27 protein-coding genes are annotated in these 26,352 nt (G+C 66.7%); 10 read left to right on the top strand and 17 right to left on the bottom strand.

Features of this window, described 5'->3' with window-relative positions:
- The first annotated feature begins 30 nt into the window (after nucleotides 1–30).
- Entirely contained in the window at nucleotides 31–1,692 is a 1,662-nt protein-coding gene (hutU, locus tag SH584_RS08360) for a urocanate hydratase (protein ID WP_324806250.1), read from the top strand.
- On the opposite strand, the gene SH584_RS08365 is transcribed toward hutU, so the two are convergent.
- Both SH584_RS08365 and SH584_RS08370 read right to left on the bottom strand, forming a co-directional pair.
- The gene (locus tag SH584_RS08365; RefSeq protein ID WP_324806252.1) at nucleotides 1,689–2,288 is read right to left on the bottom strand and encodes an MliC family protein; all 600 of its coding nucleotides are present in this window, start codon (nucleotides 2,286–2,288) and stop codon (nucleotides 1,689–1,691) included. The two genes, hutU and SH584_RS08365, sit on opposite strands and share 4 nt — an antisense overlap.
- Nucleotides 2,289–2,298: 10 nt before the next feature.
- A complete protein-coding gene (locus SH584_RS08370) occupies nucleotides 2,299–2,970 on the bottom strand; it encodes a hypothetical protein (RefSeq protein ID WP_324806254.1) in 672 nt (223 codons plus the stop codon).
- A gap of 87 nt (nucleotides 2,971–3,057) precedes the next feature.
- Between SH584_RS08370 and SH584_RS08375 the strand changes: the two genes are divergently transcribed.
- Nucleotides 3,058–3,237: a hypothetical protein gene (locus SH584_RS08375; RefSeq protein WP_324806255.1), complete on the top strand. Its 180-nt coding sequence runs from the start codon at nucleotides 3,058–3,060 to the stop codon at nucleotides 3,235–3,237.
- Nucleotides 3,238–3,241: 4 nt separating this feature from the next.
- Here SH584_RS08375 and SH584_RS08380 read toward each other — a convergent pair whose 3' ends face one another.
- Nucleotides 3,242–4,219, bottom strand: a complete 978-nt coding sequence (locus tag SH584_RS08380; protein WP_324806257.1) for a GGDEF domain-containing protein — start codon at nucleotides 4,217–4,219, stop codon at nucleotides 3,242–3,244.
- Between the two features lie 193 nt (nucleotides 4,220–4,412).
- Between SH584_RS08380 and hutH the strand changes: the two genes are divergently transcribed.
- The gene (gene hutH / locus SH584_RS08385) at nucleotides 4,413–5,912 is read left to right on the top strand and encodes a histidine ammonia-lyase (RefSeq protein ID WP_324806259.1); all 1,500 of its coding nucleotides are present in this window, start codon (nucleotides 4,413–4,415) and stop codon (nucleotides 5,910–5,912) included.
- Between the two features lie 41 nt (nucleotides 5,913–5,953).
- Here the strand turns inward: hutH and SH584_RS08390 are convergent, their stop codons facing one another.
- The 10 genes from SH584_RS08390 to SH584_RS08435 all read right to left on the bottom strand — a co-directional run bounded on the left by SH584_RS08390 (nucleotide 5,954) and on the right by SH584_RS08435 (nucleotide 16,776).
- On the bottom strand, nucleotides 5,954–6,358 hold the full coding sequence (locus SH584_RS08390; RefSeq protein WP_322841650.1) for a hypothetical protein: 405 nt from the start codon (nucleotides 6,356–6,358) through the stop codon (nucleotides 5,954–5,956).
- Nucleotides 6,359–6,429: 71 nt separating this feature from the next.
- Complete coding sequence (locus SH584_RS08395) at nucleotides 6,430–6,828, bottom strand: DUF2147 domain-containing protein (protein ID WP_324806262.1); 399 nt, start codon at nucleotides 6,826–6,828, stop codon at nucleotides 6,430–6,432.
- Nucleotides 6,829–6,895: 67 nt separating this feature from the next.
- Nucleotides 6,896–10,240, bottom strand: a complete 3,345-nt coding sequence (locus SH584_RS08400) for an error-prone DNA polymerase (RefSeq protein ID WP_324806264.1) — start codon at nucleotides 10,238–10,240, stop codon at nucleotides 6,896–6,898.
- 6 nt (nucleotides 10,241–10,246) lie between these two features.
- A complete protein-coding gene (locus tag SH584_RS08405; RefSeq protein ID WP_324806266.1) occupies nucleotides 10,247–11,761 on the bottom strand; it encodes a DUF6504 family protein in 1,515 nt (504 codons plus the stop codon).
- Nucleotides 11,661–12,398 (bottom strand): ImuA family protein, encoded by a 738-nt coding sequence (locus SH584_RS08410; RefSeq protein WP_324806268.1) that lies wholly within the window; start codon nucleotides 12,396–12,398, stop codon nucleotides 11,661–11,663. The genes SH584_RS08405 and SH584_RS08410 overlap by 101 nt, the downstream gene beginning before the upstream one ends.
- Before the next feature lie 65 nt (nucleotides 12,399–12,463).
- Nucleotides 12,464–13,219, bottom strand: a complete 756-nt coding sequence (locus SH584_RS08415) for an alpha/beta fold hydrolase (RefSeq protein WP_324806269.1) — start codon at nucleotides 13,217–13,219, stop codon at nucleotides 12,464–12,466.
- Between the two features lie 63 nt (nucleotides 13,220–13,282).
- Nucleotides 13,283–14,545, bottom strand: a complete 1,263-nt coding sequence (gene serS, locus SH584_RS08420) for a serine--tRNA ligase (protein WP_324806272.1) — start codon at nucleotides 14,543–14,545, stop codon at nucleotides 13,283–13,285.
- Nucleotides 14,546–14,597: 52 nt separating this feature from the next.
- Nucleotides 14,598–15,662: an extracellular catalytic domain type 1 short-chain-length polyhydroxyalkanoate depolymerase gene (locus SH584_RS08425; RefSeq protein ID WP_324806274.1), complete on the bottom strand. Its 1,065-nt coding sequence runs from the start codon at nucleotides 15,660–15,662 to the stop codon at nucleotides 14,598–14,600.
- Nucleotides 15,663–15,796: 134 nt separating this feature from the next.
- Nucleotides 15,797–16,300, bottom strand: a complete 504-nt coding sequence (locus tag SH584_RS08430) for a hypothetical protein (protein WP_324806276.1) — start codon at nucleotides 16,298–16,300, stop codon at nucleotides 15,797–15,799.
- Nucleotides 16,297–16,776: a GreA/GreB family elongation factor gene (locus SH584_RS08435; RefSeq protein WP_324806278.1), complete on the bottom strand. Its 480-nt coding sequence runs from the start codon at nucleotides 16,774–16,776 to the stop codon at nucleotides 16,297–16,299. Before SH584_RS08435 ends, SH584_RS08430 begins: the two co-directional genes overlap by 4 nt.
- A 134-nt stretch (nucleotides 16,777–16,910) precedes the next feature.
- Between SH584_RS08435 and SH584_RS08440 the strand changes: the two genes are divergently transcribed.
- Complete coding sequence (locus tag SH584_RS08440; RefSeq protein ID WP_324806280.1) at nucleotides 16,911–17,183, top strand: hypothetical protein; 273 nt, start codon at nucleotides 16,911–16,913, stop codon at nucleotides 17,181–17,183.
- 3 nt (nucleotides 17,184–17,186) lie between these two features.
- Here the strand turns inward: SH584_RS08440 and SH584_RS08445 are convergent, their stop codons facing one another.
- Nucleotides 17,187–17,327: a DUF2256 domain-containing protein gene (locus SH584_RS08445; RefSeq protein WP_324806282.1), complete on the bottom strand. Its 141-nt coding sequence runs from the start codon at nucleotides 17,325–17,327 to the stop codon at nucleotides 17,187–17,189.
- Nucleotides 17,328–17,410: 83 nt separating this feature from the next.
- On the opposite strand from SH584_RS08445, the gene SH584_RS08450 reads away from it, so the two are divergent.
- A complete protein-coding gene (locus SH584_RS08450) occupies nucleotides 17,411–18,964 on the top strand; it encodes a cryptochrome/photolyase family protein (protein ID WP_324806284.1) in 1,554 nt (517 codons plus the stop codon).
- A gap of 42 nt (nucleotides 18,965–19,006) precedes the next feature.
- Here SH584_RS08450 and SH584_RS08455 read toward each other — a convergent pair whose 3' ends face one another.
- The 3 genes from SH584_RS08455 to coxB all read right to left on the bottom strand — a co-directional run bounded on the left by SH584_RS08455 (nucleotide 19,007) and on the right by coxB (nucleotide 22,399).
- Nucleotides 19,007–19,507, bottom strand: a complete 501-nt coding sequence (locus tag SH584_RS08455) for a hypothetical protein (RefSeq protein WP_324806286.1) — start codon at nucleotides 19,505–19,507, stop codon at nucleotides 19,007–19,009.
- An 84-nt stretch (nucleotides 19,508–19,591) separates the two neighbouring features.
- Nucleotides 19,592–21,271, bottom strand: a complete 1,680-nt coding sequence (gene ctaD, locus SH584_RS08460) for a cytochrome c oxidase subunit I (protein WP_322841636.1) — start codon at nucleotides 21,269–21,271, stop codon at nucleotides 19,592–19,594.
- A gap of 21 nt (nucleotides 21,272–21,292) precedes the next feature.
- Complete coding sequence (gene coxB, locus SH584_RS08465) at nucleotides 21,293–22,399, bottom strand: cytochrome c oxidase subunit II (RefSeq protein ID WP_324806289.1); 1,107 nt, start codon at nucleotides 22,397–22,399, stop codon at nucleotides 21,293–21,295.
- 181 nt (nucleotides 22,400–22,580) lie between these two features.
- Here coxB and pyrE point away from each other — a divergent pair, with 181 nt between their 5' ends.
- Genes pyrE through SH584_RS08490 form a run of 5 tightly spaced genes read left to right on the top strand, consistent with a single transcriptional unit; the run spans nucleotide 22,581 to nucleotide 26,351 of the window.
- Entirely contained in the window at nucleotides 22,581–23,162 is a 582-nt protein-coding gene (pyrE, locus tag SH584_RS08470) for an orotate phosphoribosyltransferase (RefSeq protein WP_324806290.1), read from the top strand.
- The gene (locus SH584_RS08475) at nucleotides 23,159–23,887 is read left to right on the top strand and encodes a pyridoxine 5'-phosphate synthase (RefSeq protein WP_324806291.1); all 729 of its coding nucleotides are present in this window, start codon (nucleotides 23,159–23,161) and stop codon (nucleotides 23,885–23,887) included. Before pyrE ends, SH584_RS08475 begins: the two co-directional genes overlap by 4 nt.
- Complete coding sequence (acpS, locus tag SH584_RS08480; protein WP_324806292.1) at nucleotides 23,884–24,291, top strand: holo-ACP synthase; 408 nt, start codon at nucleotides 23,884–23,886, stop codon at nucleotides 24,289–24,291. Before SH584_RS08475 ends, acpS begins: the two co-directional genes overlap by 4 nt.
- Complete coding sequence (gene lepB, locus SH584_RS08485; RefSeq protein ID WP_416385127.1) at nucleotides 24,292–25,248, top strand: signal peptidase I; 957 nt, start codon at nucleotides 24,292–24,294, stop codon at nucleotides 25,246–25,248.
- A complete protein-coding gene (locus SH584_RS08490; protein ID WP_322841630.1) occupies nucleotides 25,245–26,351 on the top strand; it encodes an AI-2E family transporter in 1,107 nt (368 codons plus the stop codon). The genes lepB and SH584_RS08490 overlap by 4 nt, the downstream gene beginning before the upstream one ends.
- Nucleotide 26,352: the final 1 nt, after the last annotated feature.

Below are 26,352 nucleotides of genomic sequence, written 5' to 3' on the forward strand. Positions count from 1 at the left end.
GCAACCGCCACCACCGATCCAGGAAGCCGCATGACCGACGCCCGCCTCGACAACAGCCGCCACATCCGCGCCCGCCGGGGCAACGAGATCAAGGCGAAAAGCTGGCTGACCGAGGCCGCCGTCCGGATGCTAATGAACAACCTCGACGACGAGGTTGCCGAGGCGCCGCAGAGCCTGGTCGTTTATGGAGGGATCGGCCGCGCCGCGCGCAATTGGGCCGCGTACGACAAGATCGTCGAGACGCTCGAGCGGCTCGAAGGCGACGAGACGCTGCTGGTGCAGTCGGGCAAACCCGTCGGCGTCTTCCGCACCCACGCCGACGCCCCGCGTGTGCTGATCGCCAATTCAAACCTGGTGCCGAAGTGGGCGACGTGGGAAAAGTTCAACGAACTCGATCGCGCCGGGTTGATGATGTACGGCCAGATGACCGCGGGCTCGTGGATCTACATCGGCACGCAGGGCATCGTCCAAGGCACCTACGAAACCTTCGCCGAAATGGGCCGCCAGCATTATGGCGGCGACCTCAAGGGTAAGTGGATCCTCACCGCCGGACTTGGCGGCATGGGCGGGGCGCAGCCGCTGGCGGCGGTGATGGCGGGGGCCCACTGCATCGCGGTCGAATGCCAGGAAAGCTCGATCGAAAAGCGGCTGGCGACCCGTTACCTCGACCATCGCGCGACCAGCATCGACGAGGCGCTCGACATCATTTCCAAGGCGACCGAACCGGTCAGCGTCGGCCTCCTCGGAAACGCCGCGGAGATCCTCCCCGAAATGGTCGCGCGAGGCATCCGCCCCGACGCGGTCACCGACCAGACCAGCGCGCACGATCCCGCGAACGGATACTGCCCCGCCGGCTGGAGCGTCGCCAAGTGGCTGGAGATGCGTGAGCGCGACCCGCAGGCAGTCGTCACCGCCGCGCGCCACTCGATGGCGCGTCACGTCGAGGCGATGCTGGCGTTCAAGGCGATGGGCATCCCCACCTTCGACTATGGCAACAACATCCGCCAGGAAGCGCTCGACGACGGTGTCGCCAACGCGTTCGACTTCCCCGGCTTCGTGCCCGCCTATGTCCGCCCGCTCTTCTGTCGCGGGATCGGCCCGTTCCGCTGGGCCGCGCTGTCGGGCGATCCGGAGGATATTTACCGCACCGACCAGCGCGTCAAGGAACTGATCCCCGACGATCCACACCTCCACCGCTGGCTCGACATGGCGCGCGAGCGGATTGCGTTCCAGGGTCTGCCCGCGCGCATCTGCTGGGTCGGGCTCGGGCTTCGCCACAAGCTCGGCCTCGCCTTCAACGAGATGGTCCGCAACGGCGAGGTCAGCGCCCCGATCGTCATCGGCCGCGACCACCTCGACAGCGGCAGCGTCGCCAGCCCCAACCGCGAGACCGAGGCGATGATCGACGGCAGCGATGCGGTCAGCGACTGGCCGCTTCTCAACGCGCTGCTCAACACCGCGTCGGGCGCGACCTGGGTGTCGCTCCACCACGGCGGTGGGGTCGGCATGGGCTATTCGCAGCACTCAGGCATGGTGATCGTCGCCGACGGCACCGACGATGCCGCACGCCGGCTGGAGCGGGTGTTGTGGAACGATCCCGGCACCGGGGTCATGCGCCACGCCGACGCAGGCTACGACGTCGCTATCGACTGCGCCCGCGAACAGAGCCTCGACCTGCCGATGGTGGGTTAGCCAGTCTCGTCCTGTGTGCAGGTGAGGCCGCGCTGGCCGGGACGTTGCAGCGTGGCGCTTCGTCCCTTAATCCAGAAGACATAGCCGCTGTCGGTTTGCGTCCCCGCGTAGCGAGCGCCCGATGCACTTCGGGCCTGCGGCAGCGCCATCCCCTTGTCGGCCCATTCGATCCAGACGGCCCCGGGGCCGGTGTTGATGAAGGTCGCTCCGACCAGCGCGCCGAGCCCAGCGCATCGATAGGCGAACGGGCCCAGCGATCGCCCCTTGCCGTCCTGCGACCGCGCATTGGCATAGCCTTGCCGAAGCTGGTGGATGCGCTGGGCGTAATTCGCCAGGACGCATCGCCGCAGATCGTCGGCCTTCCAGCAATCGTCGCGCCCCTTGATCCAGCCCCGCTGAACCGCGCGAAGCTGCGCCGAGGTCGCGGGCCGCAGCGCGCGGTCGCGCAGGGCGAGCTTGAATAGGCGATCGACTTCGACATCCATCGCCGCCAGTCCGGCATCGCCGCACACCAGGCGCTGTGCGTTGCTGCTTGCCTTGGCGCAATCGAACGAGGACGGGGCGAAGGCCGCGAGAAACAAGGCAAGCTCGATCATTCCCATCTCCTCAGATCATGGCACCGATTCCGATCACCGCCGCGGCCGCCGCGGCCCAGCCGACGATCGCCGACACCAGCGCCTGCCCGGTTCCGACCCCGGCGATGCGCCGAAACCAAGCCGTCTGTACGGCGACGAAGACAATGACGGCCACCAGAATGATCCCGGCCGCAACCAGGCTGTCGACCGTGGTGTGCGATGCGACTTGCGTCAGGGTGGTCGCGACGCTGATCGACAGTGCGAACGGCGCGCAGGCGTAGCATTGGGCGAAGAACGGCCCCATCAGCGTCGTCCGGGTCACCGGCTGGTTGCGAAGCCGGACGGTGACCGCTGCGAGGACCAAGGGGAAGATGGCGAAGGCAACGACGCGAAACAGGATCAGGCTGACATCGTCGCTCACGAGCGCGGCCAGTCCGTGGTTGTTGGTCAAAAGTTCGCTTTCGCCGACCAGCGTCAATTCGAGGCCATGCGCCACGAGAACAGTCAGCAGCAGCTGGACCGGCGGACTGACCAGCGCATCGAACCTGTCCTCGATCGGATTGTCCAATTCCCCTTCGGCGTAGGCCATCGTCGCGATCGGTCGCCGCATCGACCGCCACAGCGTCAGCGGGTAGAACAACAGCCACGACACCACCTCGTACAGCAGGTCGTCGAGCGACTTCAGAAACTGGAAGAAATTCATGGCCTTGCACTGTGCCCTTTTCGACAAGCGGACATCGGGCACCATGCCGGGCCTTCCCGACAAGTCAAACGGGCGGTTTGGCGCACCATGAAGACCCGCCTGAGCATTTGTGCACGCAAGGCACGTTATCCGACCAGGACGGAGGCGCTGGCGGCGATCCGCGACGAGGCGGCGTTACGCGCCTACCGATGCGATCGATGCCGGCAGTTCCACCTCACCAGCCGAACCAAGGGCAAGCGGATCCCGCGCCCCCTCGACGAAATTTGACGCGTCAAAGCGTCGCGAACGTGATCCGGTTTCGGCCGTTCTGCTTCGCGGTGTAAAGCAGGCGGTCGACGGCATCGACGAAGTCGGTCGCGGCAATCGTCGCCGACGGCACGATCGTTCCGACGCCGATGCTGGCCGTGACCATCGCATTGCAGGGCGATGCGGCATGCGGGATGGCAAGGCCCGCGATCAGTTTCTGGCAGCGGTCGGCCATCGCCTGGCCCGCCTGCGCATCGGTGCCCGGCAGCAGGATGACGAACTCTTCCCCGCCGTACCGCGCCACGACGTCGCGCCGCCGGCGTCCCAGCTGCTTCATCGCCGCGGCCACCCGCGTCAGGCACTGGTCGCCCTCCAGGTGGCCATAATGATCGTTGAACTGCTTGAAGTGGTCGAGGTCGAGCATGATCAGCGTGATCGGCTGGCCGCTTCGGCGCGCGCTTTCGAATTCCACATCCAGGCGGCTGTCGAACAGGCGGCGGTTGGCGGCGCCGGTCAGCCCATCCTCGAACGACATGGCCTCCAGCTTCTTCTGCATCTCCAGAAGCTGCTCCTCACTCCGCTTGCGCTCGGTAATGTCGAACATGAAGCCGACCAGGCTGTCGACCTCGCCGTCGGGCGTGCGCACGACGTGAACCACGTCGCGGATCCACACATAGCCGCCGTCCTTCGTCAGCGCGCGATAGTCGGCCTCGTGATCGACGCCGGCCATCGATTGCGACACGCAGAAATTGACGACGAAGTCGCGATCATCCTCGTGCATCCGCGATGCCCAATCGTCGACCGTGACCCAGCTGTCGGGCGACCAGCCCAACAGGTCTTCGATCTGCGGCCCGATATAGGCAAAGGACTTGGTCGCCCACTCGATCTTCCACGGGATCGCGCGCGTCGATTCCAGGAGCGTTTTATAGACCTGGCTGTCGCTGCCGAAGGTGGCGCCAATCTCGTCAAAGGACAGGGCGTGGACATCAACGGGCTTGTTCACAGGCGTAAACCTCGCGGCGATTGTTCGACGGGCGCTGGTCGATACCGGCTTTGCGGCATCCATCAATCTCTTAGCCAACGCGTCGTTTCGATTGCGTTAAATGCGCAGCCGCCGTGCAACAGCGGCGCGTGGTGGGGATGATCGGCCGGGCGCGCCACTGGTGAGCGCCATCGAATTCTGCCAAGGCGCCGACATGATTTTGATCAATCCCGGCACCGTCACCCTCGATCAGCTCCGCGACATCTGGACGGGAGCGCCCGTCCGACTATCGGACCAATCGCTCGACGCGATCAACACGGCCGCCGCCGCGGTGGATCGCATCGTCGCGTCGGGTCGCACCGTTTATGGCATCAACACTGGCTTCGGCCTGCTCGCGCAGACCCGCATTCCGGGTGACAAGCTGGCCGAGCTGCAGCGAAACCTGATCCTCAGCCACAGCTGCGGGCTTGGCGATCCGCTGCCTCGCCACGTCACGCGGTTGATGATCGTCCTCAAGCTGATCGGTCTGGGCCGCGGCCATTCGGGCGTTCGCCGAGTGGTCATCGACGCACTGCAATCCTTGCTCGACGCCGATGCGATGCCGCTCATTCCCGCGCAGGGAAGCGTCGGGGCAAGCGGCGATCTCGCCCCGCTCGCGCATATGGTCGCGGCGTTGATGGGGGAAGGGCGCATCGATCTTGCCGGAACGGTGATGCCTGCCGCCGCGGCGCTGAAGGCGATGGGGCGCGAGGCGTTGACGCTGGCGCCCAAGGAAGGCCTTGCACTGATCAACGGCACGCAGGCCTCGACCGCGATCGCGCTCGACGCGCTCTTCACCGGTCAGCGCGTGTTCGACGCCGCGCTTCACGCCGGGGCGCTGTCGGTCGACGCGCTGAAAGGCAGCATCGCCCCGTTCGATCCGCGTATCCATGAAGCGCGTGGCCAGCCGGGGCAGATCGAAGTTGCGCGCCGCCTCCGCGAATTGCTGACCGGAAGCGACATTAATTGCAGCCATCACGACTGCGACCGGGTGCAAGACCCCTACAGTTTCCGCTGCCAGCCGCAGGTGATGGGGGCCAGCCTCGACCTGCTCGTCAACGCCGCGCGCACGCTGGAGATCGAGGCAAATGCGGTCACCGACAACCCGATCCTGTTCGCGGACACCGACGAGGTCATCTCCGGCGGCAATTTCCATGCGCAGCCGGTGGCCTTTGCTGCCGATACGATCGCCATGGCGCTGTGCGAGGTGGGATCGATCAGCGAGCGGCGCACCTCGGTGCTGGTAGATCCGCACATGAGCCGGCTTCCGGCCTTCCTGACCGACGACGGTGGGGTCAATTCGGGGCTGATGATCCCGCAGGTCACCGCCGCCGCGCTGGTCAGCGAGAACAAGGGCCTAGCCTTCCCGGCCAGCGTCGATTCGATCCCGACCTCTGCGGGCCAGGAGGATCATGTGTCGATGGCGCCGATCGCAGCGCGCAAGGCCGGCGCGATCGCGCGCAATGTCGCCGGGGTGATCGCAATCGAACTGATCGCGGCGGCACAGGGGGTCGATTATCACGCGCCGCTTCAGACCTCGGCGGATCTTCGGCGCATTCACGAAAAAGTCCGCGCGCTCAGTCCGCATCTTGAAGCAGACCGTTACTGGGCGGACGAGATGGCCGCGCTTCAGGCGGCGGTGCTTGCGGGGGAATTCGCCTCAGGCAAGGCCTAGACGCGAAAAAGGGGTGACGCGTCGCGCCACCCCTTCGTCATTTAGCGGTTCGGATCGAACGCTTTTTCGGCGCGATCGAGCGGACCGCGGTTCGGATCGTCATGACCGTCGAGCGCATTGGCGGCGCGGTCGAACGGGCCACGATTGGGATCGTCGGTGCCGTCGATGGCGTTTTCAGCGCGATCGAGCGGACCGCGATTGGGGTCGTCGTTACCGGTGATTGCGTTTTCGGCGCGGTCGAGCGGACCACGGTTGGGATCGTCGGTGCCGTCGATGGCATTTTCGGCGCGATCGAGCGGTCCGCGATTGGGATCGTCGTTACCGTCGATCGCATTCTTCAGGCGATCGAGCGGGCCGCGGTTCGGGTCGTCATGACCGTCGAATGCGTTGGCGATCTTGTCCGAAATCGTTTCGTTCGGCGGGTTCAGATTGTCGCGATCGGTCATGTTTCTCTCCTGTGTCGCCCCACGGGGCTGATGGGAAGAGAACCGAGCGCTACCCGTTAACGTTCCGTCGGCTACTCGACTCTTGTCCAGCGCTGTTCCTTGCACAGCACGCCTGCGACCGCGCAGCCCTTGACGATCATCGTATCGGCGCCCGCCGACCTGACGGTGGCATTGGCGGTGATGCGATGCTTCGGCAGGAACACGCGCCCGCGATAGGTGCCGCCGCCCGCTGGCTTCAGGCCGGTCAGCAGCCGCGATCCAACGATGTTGTTGGTGCCGCCCTTGCGCGCGTTCGCCTTCACCTTGTCCGACGCACGGATCACGGTGCCGCACCACGCGCCGGCACCGCACGGCGCAACACGCACGACGACGCTATCCTTGGGATTGCGCCACTTGCCTTCGATCGGCGCCGCCGCAAGAGCGGTGGAAGCGATCGGGAGAAGGGCGAGACTCAGCAAAATCCGTTTCATGACGAACGGTTTAGCGGCCATTTGTGGCGAAGATGGTGCGCTCCGATTGCCGCCAGATGAACAAGGGTCAGTGAAAATCGCGGCTCTTGGGGATGATCGTGGCATTGCGGGGATGGCCTGCAACCGGCGGGCGCCAGCTTCCGCCACCGTCACCGTTGCTCAGCGTCGACGGCATCGCATCCTCGCTCAAATGCTGGAGCATCGCAGTGTCGTCCTCCAGCCGGGCGGCGACGACGTGGACCACCGCCTCGTCATGCTGGACGATGCCGTGGACGATCATCAGCCGCGCGCCCATCACCACCGCGCGCTGTGCCGCGAAGGCGTCGGGCCATACGATCAGATTGGCGATCCCGGTCTCGTCCTCCAGCGTGATGAAGCACACCCCCTTGGCGCTTCCGGGCCGCTGGCGGATCAGCACCAGCCCGGCCAGGCTGACCCGCCGACCATAGCGCAACGATCGAAGCTCGCCCGCCGCGACGAAGCCGCGCGCGGCATAGTGGCCGCGCAGGAAGTGCATCGGATGCGCCTTCAACGACAGGCGCGTGGTCTGGTAATCGGACACGACATGCTCGCTCAGCGGCATCGCGGGCAGGCGCACCACCTCTGTCTCCCAGCCCTCGTCTCGCGTCTCGGCATGGGCGAACAGCGGCAGGTCGGGTGCCCCCTTCAGTGCCCGCGCGTCCCACAGCGCGCCGCGCCGATCGAGCTTGATCGATCGGAACGCATCGGCCTCCGCCAGCCGCTGCACCGCCGCCACCCCCACGCCCGACCGCCGCCGCACTTCCTCGACGCTGGCATAAGGCACCTCGCCCCGCGCCGCGACGATCCGCGTGGCGGCGTCGAGCCGCAGCCCCTCGACCTGGCGGAGACCAAGGCGCAGCGCGACGACCCCCGGCCGTCCCTCGACCGGCTCCAGCGTGCAGTCCCAACCGCTGTGATTGACGTCGATCGGCCGCACCTCGACCCCATGTTCGCGTGCGTCGCGGACGATCTGGGCAGGGGCGTAGAACCCCATCGGCTGGCTGTTGAGCAAGGCCGCTGCGAACGCCGCGGGATAGCGCCACTTGATCCAGCTCGACACGTAGACGAGGTGCGCGAAGCTCGCGGCATGGCTCTCGGGGAAGCCATATTCGCCGAAGCCGCGGATCTGGTGGAAACAGCGCGCGGCAAACTCGGGATCGTAACCGCGCTCCACCATCCGCCCGACCATCTTGTCCTGAAGCAGGTCGATCGTCCCGCGGCTGCGGAAGGTCGCCATCGCCTTGCGTAGCTGGTTCGCTTCCTCCGAACTGAATTTCGCGGCGTCGAGTGCGATCTTCATCGCCTGCTCCTGGAACACGGGTACGCCCAACGTCCGCTTCAGGATGCGCTCGAGTTCATCGGGCTCACCATGCTCGGGGCCGGGGCAGGGGTAGGTGACGACCTCCTTGCCCTGCCGCCGCTTGAGGTAGGGATGAACCATGTCGCCCTGGATCGGGCCCGGCCGGACGATCGCGACTTCGATCACCAGGTCGTAGAATTCACGCGGTTTCAGCCGCGGCAGCATGTTCATCTGCGCCCGGCTTTCGACCTGGAACACGCCGAGCGAATCGCCCTTGCACAGCATGTCGTAGACTTCGCTGACTTCGCGCGGGACCGTCGCCAGCTCGAAGCGCTCATGATGGTGCGCTTCGATCAGGTCGAAGGCCTTGCGGCAACAGGTCAGCATGCCGAGCGCGAGCACGTCGATCTTGAGGATGCCCAGCTCCTCGATGTCGTCCTTGTCCCATTCGATGAAGGTGCGGTCGTCCATCGCGCCATTGCCGACCGGCACCGTCTCGATTAGTGGCCGCTCGGTCAGAATGAAGCCGCCGACATGCTGCGACAGGTGGCGCGGCATTCCGATCATCTGCTTGGCGATCGCAATCGTCCGGCGCAGGTGCGGGTCCGACCAGTCCATCCCGGCCTCGCCGACGCGCGCTTCCTCGATGTCGGCTTCCATGCTGCCCCAGTGGGTCGACGCGATCGCGGCGGTGACGTCCTCCGACAGGCCCATCACCTTGCCGACCTCGCGGATCGCGCTGCGCGGGCGGTAATGGATCACCGTTGCGGCGATGCCCGCTCGCTCGCGGCCATATTTGCCATAGATGTGCTGGATCACTTCCTCGCGCCGCTCATGCTCGAAATCGACGTCGATGTCGGGCGGCTCCTTGCGCTCCTCCGAAATGAAGCGCTCGAACAGCAGGCTGTTGGTCGACGGATCGACCGCGGTGATCCCCAGGCAATAACAGACCGCGCTGTTCGCCGCGCTGCCGCGCCCCTGGCACAGGATTGGCGGATCCAGGCTGCGCGCGAAGGCGACGATGTCGTGGACCGTCAGGAAGTATCGCGCGAAATCGAGCTTCTCGATCAGCGCAAGCTCGTGATGAAGCTGCGCCGTCACCGCATCGGGCACGCCGCCCGGATAGCGCCATGCCGCGCCCTGCCACGTCAGGTGGACCAGATGCTCCTGCGGGGTGCGTCCCTCGGGCACGCTCTCGCGCGGATATTCGTAGCGAAGCTCGTCGAGGCTGAAGCGGATCGCGTCGGCGAAGTCGCGCGTCGCGCGGATCGCATGCGGCCAGCGCTCGAACAGGCGGATCATCTCGGCGGGCGATTTCAGGTGCCGCTCGGCATTGGGGTTGAGCAGGTAACCCGCATTGGCCAGCGTCACCTTTTCGCGGATGCAGGCCATCACGTCCTGCAGCGGGCGGCGGCTGGCCTCGTGATAATGGACGTCGTTGGTCGCCAGCATCGTGGCGCCATGACGCCGCGCCATTCGGTCGATCCGCTCGATCCGCGCCAGATCGTCGCCGCGATAGAGGTGGCTCGCGGCGACGTGTCGCATGCCTGGCAGCGCTTCGACCAGCGCGGGCAGCGCGGCCTCGAACGCATCGAGGTCTTCGTCTGGCATGGCGATGAAGGCGATGTCCTGCCCATGCAGCGCGACCTCGCTCAGCTTCAGGTCGCACTCGCCCTTGTCGCAGCGCATCTTGCCCAGGCTCAGCATCCGCGACAGCCGGCCATAGCCTTCGCGGGTCAGCGGATAGGCGAGCAGGCTGGGCGACCATGTTCGGCCCGCCCCCGGCGGCCCGACTGCATGATCGTCAACCAGATCGATCCGGCACCCGATCAGAGGACGAAGCCCGGCTCCCTTGGCAGCGCTGTGCAGCCGCACCACCCCCGACAGCGTGTTGCGGTCGGCGATCCCGATCGCATGCATCTCCAGCTGGACCGCGGTCAGCACCAGCTCGATCGCGTCCGACGCCCCGCGCAGGAAACTGAACGGGGTCGAGATGCCCAGCTCGACGAACGGCGCGGGCGCGATCTCCAGCGGCGGCGCATCGTCGTCGCGCACCAGCTTGCGCCGGGCAAAGCCGGTATATTCAGGCATCGCCGATCACCCGAACAATCCGTGCAGATACCAGCCGGGATCGCCGCCACGCCCGTCGCCATGAAGCCCTTCGCGGTAGATCCAGTAGCGGCGCCCCTCGCGGTCCTCGACGCGGTAATAGTCGCGCAGCCTCGCCGTCGCCCGCTCGCGCCACCATTCGGGGGAGATCCGCTCGGGTCCCTCGGCGCGGACGATGTCGTGCACCCGCCGCCGCCACATGAAGCGGCGTGGCAGCCCCTCCGGCGTGGCGTAGATCACCCCGATCGCCTCGGGCGCGTCGAGCAGACGCTCGGGGCGAGTCTGGCCGTGACAATGGTCGGGCGCGGGGGGCACGTCGGCGACCGCCGATTGCCACCCGCTCGCGCGTTCGGGGATATGGCTTTCGCGCGGGGCGGGGCGGCGCACCCGCTCGGGGCCCAGCTTGACCGTCAGCCGGTCGACCAGCCGCGCCACCGCCAGCGCGGGCGGGGTACCGCCGTCCAGCCCGTCCTGCATCGCCCCCAGCGGCTCGCACCAGCTCGCCTCCAGTGCGAACCCGTCGAAGCCGAAGCCGGGATCGAGCGTCTCCGCCTTGTCCTTCAACAGGCGGACCAGGTGCGGCGCCTCGCGCGTCGGCAATGCGCAGGCGGTGGCGACGGTGATCGTCTCGCCATCGACGCGATACCCACTCAGCGCCAGCCGCCGCACGCCCAGCCGCCGCGCCTCCAATTGTCGCACCAGGTCGGGCACCAGCCGGTCGAGCGCCTGCACGCCGACCGCGGGATCGGTGACCGGTTCGGCCAGCCGCATCAGGCTGCGCGGTGGCGGGTCGAACGGGGCGGCGGTCAGCGGCTCGGGCTTGCGGCCCAGCATGCGGTCGAGCGCGTCGAGCGGATTGTCCGCCTCGCGGAAGCGCCGCGCCAGGCTGCGCCGCTCGATCCCCGCCAGCGCGCCGATGGTCTTCAGCCCCAACCGCTCGAGCGTTCGGGAAACTTGCGGCGGCAGGCGCAGCGCCGCGACGGGGAGCGTGGACAGATCATCGCCGCGCTGACCGCCATAGCGCGCCAGCGCCCATGCCGCGCCGGCGGTGGGTGCGGCGGCGGCACGCGCGGTCAGCCCGGTCGCGGCGAAGCGCTCCTCGATCTCGGCCAGCATCGCCGCTTCGCCGCCGAACAGATGCGCCGCCCCGGTCGCGTCGAGGCGAAGGCCATCGTCGCCGTCGATCTCGACCAGCGGGGACCATCGCGTCGCCCAGCGCGCCAGTCGCGCGGCCAGCGCGCGATCGCCCGCGACGTCGGCATTGACCGCGACCAGTTCGGGATCGAGCGCGCGCGCATCGGTCAGCCGCCCGCCGATCCGAGCGCCGCCCGCCATCGCCGCCTCGGTCGCGGCGAGGATCAGCTGGCCGTGCTGCGCCTCGACCACCAGCACCACTCGATCCTCACGCGGATCGCCGCCGGTCAACTTCGCCCACCGTTCGATGCTCAGGCGCGGCAACCAGATGGAAACCACCCGCCGCGCCGGATTCGTCGCCCGGGTCATGCGCCACGCTCCATCGTCCCGGCTGGAACCCACGCGCGCGGAACAGCTCGGCGTCCCACGTCGGCTGGCCGGGCGCCTTGGCGTTGAGCGGATGGGCAAGGCTCGGCGCGCTCGCGATCCGCCAGCGCATTCTCGCGCCACTCAGGTTGGCGTGGCCGCCCAGCCGAATCAAATAAGCGGCCACGCCATATCGTTCGGCGGCTACGGCGAGCCGCCGGGTCGCGGTAAAGTCGAGCGCGGCCGGGTCGCCCCAGATCTCGCCGATCACGGCACCTAGTCCGCTGCATCGAAGTCCTTCCTCCATCGCCCACAAGGCTGCGCGGGCATCGCGCGCCTCGACATGGATGAGGTCGCAAGGGGGAAGCCCGGGCGGATGGACCCGCCCCGATTCCATGATCGCCATCCGCTCCTGCACCCACAGCAGCGGACGGCCGGCCCCCAGCATCGCCGACAGGAAGCCGACCCAGCCGCCGTCGCGCGGCGATACGGCGAACAATTCGCTGAGCGTCGCGCCGTCCGCTCCGGGCAGCCGCCACCGCTCCGCTCCCCCTTGGGGATCGGGATCGATTGGCGCACGGGGGCGATCCGCGAAGCGCCGGTCGTCGACCGGACGCATCGCGGTGCCGCCGTGGGCCACCAGGGAAAGACCTGCTGCCACACGACTCGCAACGTTTATGTTCTGCTTTTGTTCTTATCCGCGAGTCAGCGGGATGGAGTCAATGGACTCCTGTCGGCGGGGTGATCTTCCAGGAAATCGGCGACCACCCGGTTGATCCGCGTCAGCGCCGACCGGCTGACCGCGAAGCCCATGTGGGTGGTGTCGATCTCCACCTCGCGGTCGCGCTCACCTTCCAGGCCGCGCGCCGATCGCACCGATACGATCCCGTCGCGTCGCGACCACAGCGCCAGCGTCGGCACCGGCGGCTTGTCGAGGATTCGCGGGAAGGGCGGCTGGTCGACCGGGTGCCCCGCGATCCATTCGTAAAAGGCGCGGACATTGTTGTTGGTCTTCAAGTCCCCCGAAAAGGGGGAGCCCAGCGTCACCACGCCGCGCACCATCTCGGGATGCGCCCGCGCCAGCTCGCGCGCGTACAGCCCGCCGAGGCTCCATCCGACCAGCAGCACCTTGCGATGGTCGCAGACCGCGTCGAGCCGCGCCTTCAGCCGAACCAGCGTGTCGACCTTGGCGCCGGTGTTGAGCCCCATTTCCCACGGATGCACGCGCCAGCCGCCGCGCGCGAGGCCGCGGCGAAGCTCCATCGTCGTTCGATCGCTCGCCATGAATCCCGGCACAACTAGCGCCGGCGGCCCGTCTTCCGGCCCGCGCGCGCCGAGGGGGCCGAGTCCCGACAGGACGCGCGGCAAATGCCATGCCACTTCGCCCAGCCGAAGCCAGGCCGACGGCGCGCGGTCGTCGGGGTCGATGTCGTGTTGGGCGAGGCCGCGTTCGATGTTCATGCCCCTAAAGATGAGGCGAATTGCTCAGCGAAACAAGAAGCGGCCCGTCACACCCCTTGCAAATCAGAGATATTCGTCGCCACCCATCAGCGATCGAAGCGCGGCAGGAAGCCGGACGCGGCCGTCCTCGGTCTGGTGATTTTCCAGCAGCGGAACGAGGATGCGCGGGCTTGCGAGCGCGGTGTTGTTCAGCGTGTGCGCCACCCGCACCTTGCCGTCCTCGCCGCGATAGCGAAGGTTCGCGCGGCGCGCCTGCCAGTCGTGCAGCGTCGAACAGCTGTGTGTCTCGCGATACTTGTTCAGGCTCGGCACCCAGCTTTCGATGTCGTTCATCCGGAACTTGCCCAGCCCCATGTCGCCGGTCGACGTTTCGATCACCTGGTAAGGAATCTCGAGTAGCGACAGCAGCCTTTCGGCTTGCGCCAGCAGGCGCGCGTGCCACTCGGCGCTGACCGCCTCGTCGGCCTCGCACATCACCCACTGCTCGACCTTCAGGAACTGGTGGACGCGAAGCAGGCCGCGAACGTCCTTGCCCGCGCTTCCCGCCTCGCGGCGGAAACAGGGCGAATAGCCGGCGTAGAGGATCGGAAGCTTGCTCGCCTCGACGATCTCGCCCGAATGGAGGCTGGTCAGCGCGACCTCGGCGGTGCCGGCAAGCCATGCATTGTCATTTGGGAGTTCGTAGGTTTCTTCGTAATGGCCAGGAAATTGGCCTTGATTCCGAAATGCTTGTTCTCGTGCGATCGCCGGGACCGTTATCGGAGTAAAGCCGGCTTCGGCGATCTGTTCGAGCGCCCAGCCCATCAGCTTGGTTTCGAGCAGCGCCAGTCGCCCCTTCAGGCAATAGGTGCGGCTGCCCGACACGCCGACGATGCGGCTGAGGTCGGCCCAGCCGTTCTTCTCGATCAACGCGACATGGTCGAGCGGCTCGAACCCGAAGTCGGGCACCGCGCCTTCGGTGCGAATGACGACATTGCTGTCTTCGTTCGGCCCGACCGGCGCGCCTTCCCAGGGAACGCCGGGAAGCGCCATCACCATGTCGCGGAGTGTCGCTTCCTTGGCCGACAGCTCGCCCTCCAGCTCGCCCGCGCGCGCACCCGCCGCCTTGGCCTCGGCGCCCAGCGCGGCCTTCTCCTCCGGCTTGGCGTCCTTGAAGCGCGCGCTGATGGCGTTGCGGTTCGCGCGCAGCGCCTCGATCTCGCCCTTGGCGCCGCGCACCTCGGCGTCGAGCGCCAGCAGCGCGTCGAGGTCGACCGCGACCCCCTTGTCCCGGATCGCGCGTTCGACATCGGCGCGGCGGCTCTTGATGAAATCCATGCTCAACATGGGCCGAGCACTGCGACAAAGCGGCGGCGCTGACAAGCGCCTCCGCCGAGCATCACCGCATCAGGCCGGCAGTGCGCAGCGCATCCTCGATCACCGCGCCAATCGCGTTGTGCGACGGCATAAAGGTCGGGGAAGGGGCCGGGACCGCGTCGACCGTGATTGGCTTGGGCACGCGCTGCGCCTTCCGCGGGACGGTGATGCCCCATCGCTCCGCAATCGCGGTGGTCGAACAAATGCCCGATTCCAGCATGTGCGGCGCGGCGCGGCCGACAGACTCCTCGCCCCTCGTGTCGATCGGGGTGCCGTGGCCCATTCCGGCGACGTCGATCCGCTCGACCAGCGCGCGGCCCTTGGCATCGCGCCAGGTTTCGCGGCGGTGCCGGCCGATTGTTTCGACATCGCCATCGACCTTGCCGATCCCGTGCAGGTCGCGCCACTGGTCGACGATCACGCCGGCATTTGCGATATCGACGATGCCGTCATGGGTGCCGTGCCACACCGACAGCGTCGGGTGCGGTCCCTTCTGCGCCGATGCCTCTCCGGCCCGCGCGGCCAGCTCATGACGCGACGGCGATCCCTCGCCGCGCATCCGCTCCAGCGCGGCGGGAAGCGTGTTCGCGCTGGCAAAGGGAAGGCCGGCGATGATCGCTCCGCCCGCGAACAGTTCGGGGTAGCTCGCCAGCATCACCGCGGTCATCGCGCCGCCCGCCGACAGGCCGGTGACGAACACGCGCGACGGATCGAGGCCATGCGTCTTGATCATGTGCGCAATCATCGCCGCGATCGACTTCGCCTCGCCACGGTCGCGGCGGGCATCGGCGGGCGAATACCAGTTGAAGCACAGGTTGGAATTGTTGGCGCGGCGCTGCTGCGGGTAGAGCAAGGCGAAGCCGTGGCGATCGGCGAGCGCCGACCAGCCGCTGCCGCGATCGTAGACCGCCGCATTCTGCGTGCAGCCGTGGAGGATGACGACCAGCGGCGCGCCCTCGGCCAGTCCCTCAGGCACATGGCACAGCGCGTCGAGCGCGCCGGGGTTGGGCGCAAAGTCGCCGAGCGGGGCCAGCCGACCCTCGTCCTCGGTCATCGCTGCCTGAAATGCACGCCGGGTCGCGGTCATTCGCGCAACAGTGGAACCAAGACCTCGCATAAATCATCCTTTCACTCGCCACAGGCACGGATATTTATGCTGCAGTGCACAATAGGTGGTCGTGCAAGCTGCTGTCTTCAAGGTGAAAATGCCGCCGCGAATACCTATTCAGGCTTTGCCTTTGCCTTTCCCGGGGGCGGCGGCGGCGGGGGCGGCGGAGTAGAAATACAGAAAGGTTCACCGCAGTAACGCCGGTTTCCGCGAATCCCGCCGGGATTCTTCATGTAAACAGAGACGTAAACGACCTTGGCACTGCCCAACTGCTCGGCGCTATTTTCCTCCATGATCAGCAAATCCAGCACGCGCGCTGCCATAGAGCGAAGGGCAGGATCGTCGTCCGGGAGAAACTCGGCCTTCCTGCAGTTCGTCAGGCGTCCTGCGGGGGTCACGTTACAATCGGCGTAGAACGTGGCCTCGCGACTAAATGACTTGAGCGGCATGGCGCTGAAATCCGAGTAGACGGGAAGTCGCGTCCACGTTGCCGTGACGGTTTCATGCTGTCCTGTAACGGGTGACAAGACCACGCCGCCGCCCTTGATGTCGAACGACAGCACGGGCTGTCCAACCGCTGTCATTAGTGCGGCGACGACAGGAAGTAGCATACTCATGCGGGGCCCTGCGTTCCGATTGGTTCAATTGCGAGGACTCGAAGCGTCTCGTCCGACCCCGGCAGGTCGACCTCCTCGCCGACCTCGGCCCCCATCAGCGCATGCGCGATCGGGGCGGTGAAGGCGATGCGGTTGGCGGCGGGCTCGCTCTCGTCATGCCCGACCAGGTCGAGCGTTCGCTGCTTGCCGTCGCGCTCGAAGGTCACGCGGGTTCCGAACGCGACATGGGCCCCGTCCGACGCCGCCGCGACCTGCGCGGTTGCCAGCCGCTGCCGCCAGTAGCGTGCGTCGCGAAGCACCTTCTTGCGCTCCTCCTCCGATAGCTCCGCTTCAAGCTGCGCCTCGACCTCGTCGTGCCGCGCCTGGATCATCGCCAGCCCGCGCTCGGTCACCAGGTTCGGGCCGGGCGGGATCGGCAGCTCGAACTTGGGTTCCAGATGCTCTTCGTCGCTCTCGCGGCGGAAGGCGACGCTCATGGTCGGTTACTCGGACAGGTCATGCGCTCATCCTAGCACAATCGCGCCGCTTTCGCCCGAAACCCGCGCCGTTGCGCGCAACCTGTCGCCCCGACGATCATTCTATCGGAAAGGCCACGCCACAGGAGAGCGCCATGCACCACGACCGCGAAGAAGAACACGCTGACACCCCCGGCAGCCTTCCGCAAGAGCGCGTCGAGGATCGCGAGAATGTTGGCACCGTGAAGCCGCAGGATTATCCCGACGCGCAGGCCACCGATGCCAGCGGATCGGGCCGCCCCGCAGGCCGCGACGATCAGATGGAGGACGAACGTCTCCATCCGGGTGCCGCGCATGGCGAAACCCCGGCCTCGACCGATCAGGACAGCGAGGCCAAGCGCCAGCCGTTCAACGGCAACGAGGCCTGATCGTCACGCGTTCGAGCGGCAGCGGTCCGAGCAATATTTGACCTGGTCCCAGTCGCGCGCCCATTTCTTGCGCCACGCGAACGGCAGGCCGCACGTCGCGCAGACCTTGGTCGGCAGATCGCCTTTCTTGACCATCTTCGGCATGGCCGGGGCTTCGCGCGCCCCGGCGTCGGACGCAAGTCGATGCGTGCGGTAACCGCCGCACGTCCGGCGCGTTGTCCGCCGCGATGACCGTCCTCATCCCCATTCTTGGCGACCAATTGTCGCACGACCTCGCGTCGATGCGCGACATCGATCGAGGAGAGGCGGTGGTGCTGATGATGGAGGTCGTCGAAGAAACGACCTACGTCCGCCATCACCAGCGCAAGATTGCGCTCGTCCTGTCCGCGATGCGGCATTTCGCCGAGGAACTGGCCGAGGCCGGCTGGACGGTCGATTACGTCCGCCTCGACGATCATGGCAACAGCGGCAGCTTCACCGGCGAAGTCGAGCGCGCGGTCGCCCGTCACCGCCCCTCGGCGATCCGGGTGGTCGAGCCGGGCGAATGGCGGGTGCGGACCGCGATGAACGGCTGGGCCAAGGCGTTTGGGCTTCCCGTCGACATCGTTCCCGACGACCGCTTCATCTGCTCGACGCTGGAGTTCCAGACCTGGGCGCAGGCGCGCAACGACCTGATGATGGAATTCTTCTATCGCGACATGCGGCGCAAGACCGGGCTGTTGATGACTGCCGATGGCAAGCCCGAGGGCGGCCAGTGGAATCTCGACAAGGACAATCGCGCGCCGCCAAGGCGTGGGACCAACTATCCCGAACCGATGCACTTCGCGCCCGATGCGATCACCGACGAGGTAATGGCGCTGGTCGCCAAGCGCTTCGGCAGCCACTTCGGTCGGCTGGAGAAATTCGAGCTGCCGGTCACCGCCGCACAGGCGCGGCGCGCGCTCGGCCACTTCATCCGCACCGCCTTGCCCGACTTCGGCACCTATCAGGACGCGATGGTCACGGGTCAGGACTGGCTGTTCCACAGCTGGCTCAGCCCGGCGATCAATCTCGGCCTGCTCACCCCGCTCGAGGTCGCCACCGCTGCGGCCGACGCTTATGAGGCGGGCGACGTCCCGCTCAACGCCGCCGAAGGCTTCATCCGCCAGATCATCGGCTGGCGTGAATATGTGCGCGGTTATTATTGGCTCGAAATGCCAGAGGTCGCCGACGCCAACGCGCTGGAGGCAACGCGCCCGCTTCCCGAATTCTACTGGACCGGCGAGACCGACATGCTGTGCATGGCCGAAGCGGTGCGAAACACCCGCGATCACGGTTACGCGCACCACATCCAGCGCCTGATGGTGCTCGGCAATTTCGCGATGCTGGCAGGGGTGCGGCCACAGGACGTCGCCGACTGGTTCCTGGTCGTCTACGTCGACGCCTACGAATGGGTCGAACTGCCCAACGTTATCGGCATGAGCCAGCACGCCGACGGCGGGCGGCTAGCGACCAAGCCCTATGCCGGGGGAGGCGCCTACATCAACCGCATGTCCGACCATTGCGCGCGCTGCCGCTACGACGTGAAGAAGAAGACCGGCCCCGACGCCTGTCCGTTCAACGCGCTCTACTGGGATTTTCTGGCGCGGCACGAGAAGCGCTTTCGGCGTAATCGGCGGATGGTGCAGATGTACGCCAATTGGGACCGGATGAAGCCTGAGGTTCGCGAGGCTTACCGCGACAGTGCCGCGGCATTCCTCGACACGCTCGAACCCGCGGCCAAGGGATGGGCCAAGGGTTGACCCGCGGAGTTTGATGCAGCCGCCCCCTTCGACCAGCCCGGACTAGGGCAGAACGGTATCGCGAGGCCGGGCGGCCGAATCGATCCGCTTCCGGTCGGCGCTGGGGTAGCCTTTGCATGGCGAGCTGAACGAGAAGGCCCAGTGCGGTTCGTACTTCGCACTCCGCAGGCGTAGGTAGATGACAAACGAAAAGTCGCCGCGCCCGACGACGACTTTGCGATCGACCTTGGTCGTATCGGTATATCCGGCCCGGGTCAGTGCCGTGCGGATCGCCTCCAGCTGGGCGGCTTCGTTGCCCTCCGGGGCTCGGAAGGTCCCGCCGCCGTCATACTTCCACGCCATGCCCTGAACGCAGCTGAACCAGCGCGCGTCCGCTTTGGCGCCGCTCCCCCCTACCGCCTGCATCGACAGCGCGACGGCGTTGCGGGCCTCCTTGGCCACCGTCTCTTCGGTCTGGGCTGCGCTTGGCCCATCGCTGCTGTCGGAGCATCCCGTCATGAAAATTGCCACGCCCATCGCCAAGGCCGACCGAAAGAGACGCATTTCAAACCCCTGATACGAACGGACCCGGGAACGCCGTACTGGCCTTCCCGGGTCCCCCCTGTTGTCGTTCAGACTTCACCCGCGTCAGTCGATCTTGGGCAGCGTCTCGAACTGGTGGAACGGCGGCGGGCTGGTCAGCGTCCATTCCAGCGTCGTCGCGCCTTCGCCCCAGTAATTGTCCGGCGCCTTCTTGCCCGCGGCGAGCGACCAGATGACGTTGATGAAGAAGATCACCATGCCCGACGCCATCACCATGTAGCCGATCGTCGAGATCTGGTTCCAGTAGGCGAACGCCGGCGAGTAGTCCGGGATACGCCGCGGCATGCCGTCGAGGCCGAGGAAGTGCTGCGGGAAGAAGATCAGGTTCACGCCGATGAACATGACGAAGAAGTGCAGCTTGCCGAGCAGCTCGTTGTACATCTTCCCGAACATCTTGCCGAACCAGTAGTAGAATCCGGCGAACAGCGCGAACACCGCACCCAGGCTCAGCACGTAGTGGAAGTGCGCCACGACGTAATAGGTGTCGTGCATGTAGTTATCGACACCCCCGTTCGCGAGCACGACGCCGGTGACGCCGCCCACGGTGAACAGGAAGATGAAGCCGATCGCCCACAGCATCGGCGTTTCGAAGCTGATCGATCCGCCCCACATGGTGGCGATCCACGAGAAGATCTTCACGCCGGTCGGGACCGCGATGATCATCGTCGCGGCGGTGAAGTACATCTTGGTGTTCACGTCCATGCCGATCGTGAACATGTGGTGCGCCCACACGACGAAGCCGACCACGCCGATCGCGACCATGGCGTAGGCCATGCCGAGATAGCCGAAGACGGGCTTGCGGCTGAAGGTGGCGATGATCTGGCTGACGATGCCGAAGCCCGGCAGGATCATGATGTACACTTCGGGGTGACCGAAGAACCAGAACAGGTGCTGGTAAAGCACAGGATCGCCGCCGCCCGACGCGTCGAAGAAGGTCGTGCCGAAATTGCGGTCGGTCAGCAGCATCGTGATCGCGCCGGCCAGGACCGGAAGCGCCAGCAGCAGCAGGAAGGCGGTGATCAACACCGACCACACGAACAGCGGCATCTTGTGCAGGGTCATCCCCGGCGCGCGCATGTTGAAGATGGTGGTGATGAAGTTGATCGCACCCAGGATCGAGCTGGCGCCCGCGAGGTGAAGCGAGAAGATCGCCATGTCGACCGCCGGACCCGACGATCCGCTGGTCGACAGCGGTGCGTAGACGGTCCAGCCGGTGCCCGCGCCAAGCCCGGTGCCGCCGGTGACGAAGGCAGAGCCGAGGAGAAGCAAGAAAGCCGGGACGAGCAGCCAGAACGACACGTTGTTCATGCGCGGGAACGCCATATCGGGCGCGCCGATCATGATCGGAACGAACCAGTTGCCGAAGCCGCCGATCATCGCGGGCATGACCATGAAGAAGACCATGATCAAGCCGTGGGCGGTGATCAGGACGTTCCAGTGGTGGAGCGCCTCGTCGAAGTTGGCGCTGCCCGCACCGAGCGGCCAGGCGCCGGTCAGGATCTGGATGCCCGGTTCGGCCAGTTCGGCGCGCATCACGCCCGAAATGGCGCCGCCGATGATCCCCGCGATGATCGCGAAGATCAGGTACAGCGTGCCGATGTCCTTGTGGTTGGTCGACATGAACCAGCGGGCGAAGAAGCCCGGCTTGTGGTCCGCGTCGTGATGCGCGTGCGCGGCATCGTCGTGGGCCTTCAGCGGAAGCGCGTCGGCGGGAATAGTGCTCATGATCTTCTCGTTTCCGCTGTCTTAATTCTGTGCCGGGGTGGCTTGGTTCAGCGCCGGCTGTTCGATGGCGACGTCGTTGTCGTTGGTCGCGGCGGGCGTCGCAGCCGGAATGGCTGCTGCTGCCGGTGCCGCGGCGGGGGTTGCCGCCGGTGCGGCGCCCCTCGGCTGTCCGCCCTTCGATGCCAGCCAGCGATTGAAGGTGGCGTCGTCGACGACCTCGACCGCGATCGGCATGTAGCCGTGACGCGCGCCGCAAAGCTCGCTGCACTGACCGAAGTAGACGCCCGGACGATCGACCTTGACCCAGGTTTCGTTGAGGCGGCCCGGGGTCGCGTCCATCTTGGTCCAGAAGGCCGGGACGGCAAAGCTGTGGATCACGTCGTTCGAGGTGACGATGAACTTCACCACGCGGCCGACCGGAATGACGATCCGCTCGTCCACCGCCAGCAGCGGCGGGCCGTCGGCGTCGGTGCGGAAGCGTTCGCCCGCCTTCACTTCTTTTTGTTCCTTCAGCATGTTCGAAACGATTTCGAACCCGCCGTTGTCGGGATATTGATAGGTCCAGTACCACTGGTTGCCGATGACCTTGATCGTCACGTCGGCGGCCGGCGGACTGTACTGCGCGCGGATCAGCCGGATCGACGGGATCGCCAGCGCGACGAGGATCGCGACCGGGATCAGCGTCCATGCCACTTCCAGCGCGACATTGTGGCTGGTGCGCGACGGCGTCGGGTTCGCCCCGCGACGGAACCGGAACATGGTGTAGGCCAGCAGGACCAGCACGAAGACGCTGATCGCGATGCACATCCACAGCAGGGGGCCGTCATGGAACCAGGCGGCGCGCTGTCCGACCGCGGTCACTTGGTCCTGAAGGCCCATGCGGCCGTCGGGAACGCCGATGCCGGGGGTCGGCGCGGCGAAGTCGATCGACGGGGCGGGTGCCGGCGTCGCAGCCGGAGCGGCGGTCGCGGGCGCTGGCGCGGCGGCGGTCGGTTCGGCGACGGGGGGAGCAGCCGGAGTCGCGGCTGGCGCGGCCGTGGTCGGCGCCGGAGCAGGCGCCTGGGCGACCGCTGCTGCTGGAGTAAGCCCGGCGGCGGCCAAGGCGATCATCCATCCCTTAAAGTTCATCGTCACCCCGATATGATGCGTATTGGTCGAAGTCCGTCGCGCGCGACGGGCCTATGAAATTCGCGGCCTTATAGGCGGGACATTCCCTGCCCTCAAGCGCTCTTCCTACACGGTCCGTCGCGGCCATTGCGGGGGGCGCGCGCGGGCCTTATCCCGGTGCATGAAAGTGGTGGGAGCAAGCATGACCGACGACGAGATTTTGGCGGAATTCCGCGACGCCGACGCGCTCCTTGAAGGTCACTTCATCCTGTCGTCGGGGCTGCACAGCCCGCGTTACCTGCAATGCGCGCGGGTGTTGATGGACGCCAAGCGCGCTTCCCGCCTCGCTGCCGCGCTCGCCGCCAAGCTTCCGCGCGACATTGCGGAGTCGGTCGACGCGGTCGTCTCCCCGGCGATGGGCGGGGTGATCATCGGCCACGAAATGGGCCGCGCGCTGGGCAAGCGCGCGATGTTCGTCGAGCGGCCCGAGGGCGAGTTCTACCTCCGCCGCGGATTTGCGCTCGAGCCGGGCGAGCGCGTGCTGATGGTCGAGGACGTCGTCACCACCGGCCTGTCGAGCAAGGAAGCGATCCGCGCGATCGAGGAAGCCGGCGGCAAGGTCGTCGCCGCCGCCTCGCTGGTCGATCGGTCGGGCGGCACGGTCGAGCTTGGCGTGCCGTTTACCCCGCTGATCCGCATCGACGTCCCCACCTACACCGCCGACGGCCTGCCGCCCGAACTCGCGGCCGTGCCCGCCATCAAGCCGGGCAGCCGCTCGGCGTGAACCGCCCGCTGCGCCTTGGCGTCAACATCGACCATGTCGCGACCATCAGGAATGCGCGTGGCGGTTCGCATCCCGACCCGGTCCATGCCGCACTGACCGCGGCGGCTGGCGGGGCCGACGGGATCACCGCTCACTTACGCGAAGATCGGCGCCACATCACCGATGGCGACATCGACCGGCTGATGGCGTCGATCGACCTTCCGCTGAACCTGGAAATGGCAGCGACCGAGGAAATGCTGGGCATCGCGCTCGCGCATCGACCGCACGCCGCCTGCATCGTCCCCGAAAAGCGCGAGGAGCGCACCACCGAGGGCGGTCTCGACGCTGCGGGGCAGTTCGAGATGCTCAGCCCTTATGTCGCGCGGCTGTCCGATGCGGGCATCCGCGTGTCGCTGTTCATCGAACCCGACGCGCGTCAGATCGAAGCCGCCTTGCGCCTCGGCGCCCCCGTGATCGAGTTTCACACCGGACGCTTCGCCCATGTCGAGGGCGACGAACGGGAGATGGAATTGCGCCGGATTGCCGACGCCGCCGCGCTGGCCGCGAAGAACGGGATCGAACCGCACGCGGGCCACGGCCTGACGTTCGACAATGTCGCGCCGATCGCCGCGATTCCGCAACTCGCCGAACTCAACATCGGTCACTTCCTGATCGGGGAGGCGATCTTTGTCGGACTGGAAAACAGCGTCCGGCAAATGCGGGCGCTCATGGATGCCGCTCGATGATCGTCGGCATCGGCAGCGACCTGTGCAATATCGAGCGCATCCAGGCGTCGGTCGACCGGTTCGGCGAGCGCTTCCTGCTTCGCGTCTTCACCGACGTCGAACGGGCAAAGGCGGAGCGACGCCCGTTCACCGCCGCGGGAACGCTGGCCAAGCGGTTCGCCGCCAAGGAAGCTTTCTCGAAAGCGGTCGGCACCGGGTTCAAGCGCGGGGTATTCATGAAGGACATCGGCGTCGTCAATGCGCCGTCGGGCGCGCCGACGCTCGCGCTGACGGGTGGCGCCAAGGCCCGGCTTGACGCCTTGGCCCCGCCGGGCCACGCCATCGACGTGCATCTGACGATGACCGACGACCATCCGTGGGCGCAGGCCTTCGTCATTCTGACCGCTCGCAAGATGGAGCCCTGATTGTCCGACACGTCCGAGCCGGTCGCCGCCGCCGCTCCCCCCTCCACTGACACCGCCGCACCTCCCGCCAAGGAAAGCCGCGGAAGCGCGATCTGGCGCGAAGTGAAGGGGCTGTTTTGGGTCTTGCTGGCGGTACTCGCCTTCCACAGCTTCGTGGCCAAGCCCTTCTACATTCCCTCGGAATCGATGATGCCGACCCTGCTCACCGGCGATCGGCTGGTGGTCAGCAAATATCCCTACGGCTGGTCGTTCGTCTCGCCGACCATCCCTAATCCCGCCGCCATCTTCCGCACGCTGGTGCTGCGCGGGCCGGCGGAGCCGTGGGGGGTGACCTTGCCTTTCATGAAGGGGCGGGTGCTTGGCCGCGTTCCCGACCGCGGCGACATCGTCATCGTCACGCCGCCCGGCCAGAATGAGGATTATATCAAGCGCGTGATCGGTCTTCCCGGCGACACCGTCGAGGTTCGCGGCGGACGTCTGATCCTCAACGGCAAGCCGGTCCGCGCGCAGGTCGTGCCGCCGGCGATGGTGCCCGTCGACGCCAATGCGCCGTGCAGCTTCAACAATTTCTGGGACCGCCGCGTCGACACGCCGAGCGGCAGCTACTGCCGCCTGCCTTTGGTGCGCGAAACGCTTCCCAATGGCGCGAGCTACGACACGATCGAGGACGGGCGCAGCCCCGGCGACGACTTTCCCGCCACGCGCATACCGGCCGACCATGTCTTCCTGATGGGCGACAACCGCGATCACAGCAGTGACAGCCGCTATGCGCTCGGCGCGCCCAACAACGGGCTCGGCGGTCCGGTGCCGATCGAGAATATCGGCGGCCGCGCCGAGTTTATCACCTTCAGCCTCGACGGCACGACGACGTTGAACCCGCTGACCTGGCTGCAGGCATTTCGCGGGGGCCGTGCCGGCCGCTCGCTTCATCCGGTCGAGGAAGGCCAAGCCCAATGACCGAAGCGACTACGCATGAGCATCACCATCATGTCGAAAAGCCCGGCCCCGCCGACTTCTCGGATTCGCTGACCCGCACCGAATCGCGCAAGGCGATCATCTGGCTCGGCATCGCGCTGATGATCGTCGGGGTGATCTGGCTGGCGCAGCCGATCCTGCTGATCATCGGCGGGATGGTGTTCGCGATCATCCTCGACGGCGGGACCCGTCTGCTCGGGCGGGTGCTTCCGATCGGACGCGGCTGGCGACTGGCGATCGTGACCATCGTCGGCTTCGGCTTTCTCGCCTGGACCTTCTATTTCGCGGGGACGACGCTGGCTGAACAGGCCGGGGCGTTGCGCACGACGGTGATGGCGCAGGCCAACAAGGTCATGGAATGGGCGGCGGGCACCGGGATGATGCCCGAAGGCGGCGTCGGCAATCTGGGCAACCAGCTGCTCGGCGGCGTCGGCCGCCTGACTAGCGCGGTCAGCACCCTGTTCGGCGCGCTCTCGTCGATCATCCTGATCCTGTTCATCGGCATCTTCATCGCGATCGAGCCCAAGCTTTACGATCGCGGCGTCGCCTGGATGCTCCCGATCCGCAGCCGCGCCAGCTTCTACGAGATCGGCGACCACGTCGGCTTCGTCCTACGCCGCCTGATGGCGGGCCGGATTCTCGGCATGGTCGTCGAAGGCGTCGGCACCTGGCTGATGCTGATGTGGGGCGGGGTGCCGATGGCGGCGCTGCTCGGCCTGCTCACCGGTCTGCTCGCGTTCGTCCCCAACATCGGCGCGGTGGTGTCGGGCGTGCTGATGGTCGCGGTCGGCTTCTCGGCCGGGACCGACGCGGGCATCTGGGCGATCGCGACCTATCTGTTCGTGCAGACGGTCGATGGCTATCTGATCGTGCCCTATGTCGCGAAGAAGACCGTCGACCTGGCGCCCGCGCTCGTGCTGGCGGCGCAGCTGATCTTCGGTGCGCTGTTCGGGATCATGGGGCTGCTGCTCGCCGATCCGATCGTCGCGACGATCAAGACGACGCTGGAAGACCTGTCGAAGCGGAAGGGCAAGGCGCCCGATGGCGACGCGCTTCCGCCGAAGCAGGAAGCGCCGCCGGCCTAAA

Origin of the sequence: Sphingomonas sp. LY29 (assembly GCF_035593985.1) — a bacterium.
Lineage (GTDB): Bacteria > Pseudomonadota > Alphaproteobacteria > Sphingomonadales > Sphingomonadaceae > Sphingomicrobium.

Excerpts from the sequence above, each read along its gene's own strand:
- SH584_RS08440 (WP_324806280.1), top strand. The coding sequence starts at position 16,911 with ATGCACCACGACCGCGAAGAAGAACACGCTGACACCCCCGGCAGCCTT.
- SH584_RS08450 (WP_324806284.1), top strand. The coding sequence starts at position 17,411 with ATGACCGTCCTCATCCCCATTCTTGGCGACCAATTGTCGCACGACCTC.
- hutU (WP_324806250.1), top strand. The coding sequence starts at position 31 with ATGACCGACGCCCGCCTCGACAACAGCCGCCACATCCGCGCCCGCCGG.
- SH584_RS08370 (WP_324806254.1), bottom strand. The coding sequence starts at position 2,970 with ATGAATTTCTTCCAGTTTCTGAAGTCGCTCGACGACCTGCTGTACGAG.
- SH584_RS08395 (WP_324806262.1), bottom strand. The coding sequence starts at position 6,828 with ATGAAACGGATTTTGCTGAGTCTCGCCCTTCTCCCGATCGCTTCCACC.
- hutH (WP_324806259.1), top strand. The coding sequence starts at position 4,413 with ATGATTTTGATCAATCCCGGCACCGTCACCCTCGATCAGCTCCGCGAC.
- pyrE (WP_324806290.1), top strand. The coding sequence starts at position 22,581 with ATGACCGACGACGAGATTTTGGCGGAATTCCGCGACGCCGACGCGCTC.
- SH584_RS08445 (WP_324806282.1), bottom strand. The coding sequence starts at position 17,327 with ATGCCGAAGATGGTCAAGAAAGGCGATCTGCCGACCAAGGTCTGCGCG.
- ctaD (WP_322841636.1), bottom strand. The coding sequence starts at position 21,271 with ATGAGCACTATTCCCGCCGACGCGCTTCCGCTGAAGGCCCACGACGAT.
- SH584_RS08425 (WP_324806274.1), bottom strand. The coding sequence starts at position 15,662 with ATGACCGCGACCCGGCGTGCATTTCAGGCAGCGATGACCGAGGACGAG.
- coxB (WP_324806289.1), bottom strand. The coding sequence starts at position 22,399 with ATGAACTTTAAGGGATGGATGATCGCCTTGGCCGCCGCCGGGCTTACT.
- acpS (WP_324806292.1), top strand. The coding sequence starts at position 23,884 with ATGATCGTCGGCATCGGCAGCGACCTGTGCAATATCGAGCGCATCCAG.
- SH584_RS08455 (WP_324806286.1), bottom strand. The coding sequence starts at position 19,507 with ATGCGTCTCTTTCGGTCGGCCTTGGCGATGGGCGTGGCAATTTTCATG.
- SH584_RS08375 (WP_324806255.1), top strand. The coding sequence starts at position 3,058 with ATGAAGACCCGCCTGAGCATTTGTGCACGCAAGGCACGTTATCCGACC.
- SH584_RS08400 (WP_324806264.1), bottom strand. The coding sequence starts at position 10,240 with ATGCCTGAATATACCGGCTTTGCCCGGCGCAAGCTGGTGCGCGACGAC.
- SH584_RS08415 (WP_324806269.1), bottom strand. The coding sequence starts at position 13,219 with ATGAACATCGAACGCGGCCTCGCCCAACACGACATCGACCCCGACGAC.
- SH584_RS08405 (WP_324806266.1), bottom strand. The coding sequence starts at position 11,761 with ATGACCCGGGCGACGAATCCGGCGCGGCGGGTGGTTTCCATCTGGTTG.
- SH584_RS08390 (WP_322841650.1), bottom strand. The coding sequence starts at position 6,358 with ATGACCGATCGCGACAATCTGAACCCGCCGAACGAAACGATTTCGGAC.
- SH584_RS08430 (WP_324806276.1), bottom strand. The coding sequence starts at position 16,300 with ATGAGTATGCTACTTCCTGTCGTCGCCGCACTAATGACAGCGGTTGGA.
- SH584_RS08490 (WP_322841630.1), top strand. The coding sequence starts at position 25,245 with ATGACCGAAGCGACTACGCATGAGCATCACCATCATGTCGAAAAGCCC.
- serS (WP_324806272.1), bottom strand. The coding sequence starts at position 14,545 with ATGTTGAGCATGGATTTCATCAAGAGCCGCCGCGCCGATGTCGAACGC.
- SH584_RS08365 (WP_324806252.1), bottom strand. The coding sequence starts at position 2,288 with ATGATCGAGCTTGCCTTGTTTCTCGCGGCCTTCGCCCCGTCCTCGTTC.
- SH584_RS08435 (WP_324806278.1), bottom strand. The coding sequence starts at position 16,776 with ATGAGCGTCGCCTTCCGCCGCGAGAGCGACGAAGAGCATCTGGAACCC.